Source organism: Pseudomonas sp. HMWF006, assembly GCF_003061205.1.
Taxonomy (GTDB): Bacteria; Pseudomonadota; Gammaproteobacteria; order Pseudomonadales; family Pseudomonadaceae; genus Aquipseudomonas; species Aquipseudomonas monsensis.
Genome location: NZ_QAIU01000430.1, coordinates 497 through 1,443, shown reverse-complemented (window position 1 = coordinate 1,443; position 947 = coordinate 497). Strand labels below are relative to the sequence as shown.

Here is a 947-nt window from a genome sequence, read left to right as displayed (position 1 = left end):
GCGCTTGCAGGCACGTCAGGCGTTCGCGTGCCAGCCACAGCGAATGCTCTTCCACGATCTGCAAGTGGCAGGCACGACCGCTCGCGGCCAGTGCATTGAGCCATACCCGCCAGCCCGGATTGGCCTGCGCCTCTGCATCGCTGAGGCACGCCAGACTCATCAACGCTTCGTGCATTTCATCCACAGTATTCGGCGTCGGCCAGGCTTCTTCGCGCACCGCGACGATGGCGTCGGCATCCAGTGCACCAAGATCATCGGTCGATTGCGGATCGCTCCAGCGTCGGTTGATCACCGCTTGGGTGCGGCGTTCTTCCAGCGGCGCATCGTCGAGAAAGGTATAGGGACGGGCGCTGAGAATTTCCGCCGCCAATGGCGAGGGGGCCGGCAGATCGCGACTGATCAGACGCACGTCGCCCTGCTCCATGCGTCGCAACAGGGTCAGCCAGCCCTCGCTGTCCATCGCCTCATGCAGGCAGTCGTCGAGGGTCTGCTCGACCAGCGGATGCTCGGGAATCTCCCGCTCACCCGCGAGGTTCTCAAGGCAGGCAATCTGGTCGGGAAATACACTGGCGATCAGGTCTTCACTCTTCATTCGCTGCAATTGCGGCGCGACCTTGCGTCCGCCGGTAAAACGCGGCAACGCCAGCGCCACCCCGGCATTCCAGCGCCAGCGCACGCCGAACAGCGGCGCATCCAGCACCGCTTGAATCAGCAGGTGCTCGGCACTGTTGCTGTGCAGGTAGCGCCAGACGTCATCGAGCTCAAAGCTGTGGCTGGTGGACAGCGACAACACGATCGCGTCTTCACTGGCCGCCGCCTGCAGTTCGAAGTTGAAGGTGCGGCAGAAACGCTTGCGCAGGGCCAGGCCCCAGGCGCGGTTGATGCGGCTGCCGAACGGCGAATGGATAATCAGTTGGGTGCCGCCGGACTCGTCGAAAAACCGTTCC

General features: G+C 63.6%; 1 pseudogene. It reads right to left on the bottom strand.

The features are described from left to right. A pseudogene (locus DBR24_RS32700) lies at window positions 1–947 on the bottom strand (ATP-dependent DNA helicase); the annotation flags it as partial.